This window comes from Clostridium sp. LY3-2 (genome assembly GCF_024705715.1).
Lineage (GTDB): Bacteria > Bacillota > Clostridia > Clostridiales > Clostridiaceae > Clostridium.
This window is the reverse complement of record NZ_JAMDLQ010000075.1, coordinates 1-824: the sequence shown is the minus strand read 5'-3', so window position 1 is coordinate 824 and position 824 is coordinate 1. Positions and strand designations below refer to the sequence as shown.

The 824-nt window shown below is 49.0% G+C and carries 1 rRNA gene; it reads left to right on the top strand.

Annotated features, from left to right (window positions below):
- Window positions 1–824, top strand: a 23S ribosomal RNA gene (locus M4I33_RS16825); the annotation flags it as partial.

Below are 824 nucleotides of genomic sequence, written 5' to 3'. Positions count from 1 at the left end.
ATCTAAAGTTCTGATCCAGAGTACCACGAGACACGTGAAACCTTGTGGGAAGCAGGGAGGACCACCTCCCAAGCCTAAATACTACCTGATGACCGATAGTGAAGCAGTACCGTGAGGGAAAGGTGAAAAGAACCCCGGGAGGGGAGTGAAATAGAACCTGAAACCGTATGCCTACAACCGATCAAAGCCCCTTATGAGGGTGATGATGTGCTTTTTGTAGAACGAGCCAACGAGTTACGGTATGTAGCAAGGTTAAGTACTTAAGGTACGGAGCCGAAGGGAAACCAAGTCTTAATAGGGCGACTAGTTGCATGCCGTAGACCCGAAACCGGGTGACCTATCCATGGCCAGGTTGAAGCGAGGGTAAAACCTCGTGGAGGACCGAACCACGTTGCTGTTGAAAAAGCATGGGATGAGCTGTGGATAGCGGAGAAATTCCAATCGAACTCGGAGATAGCTGGTTCTCCTCGAAATAGCTTTAGGGCTAGCGTCGTGAATTGTAACTACTGGAGGTAGAGCACTGAATGGGCTAGGGGGCATAGCGCTTACCGAACCTTATCAAACTCCGAATGCCAGATAGTTTTAGCACGGCAGTCAGACTGCGAATGATAAGATCCGTAGTCAAAAGGGAAACAGCCCAGATCGTCAGCTAAGGTCCCAAAGTGTAAGTTAAGTGGGAAAGGATGTGGGATTTCTAAGACAACTAGGATGTTGGCTTAGAAGCAGCCACTCATTGAAAGAGTGCGTAATAGCTCACTAGTCGAGAGATCCTGCGCCGAAAATGTAACGGGGCTAAACTTACCACCGAAGCTACGGGTTCACAC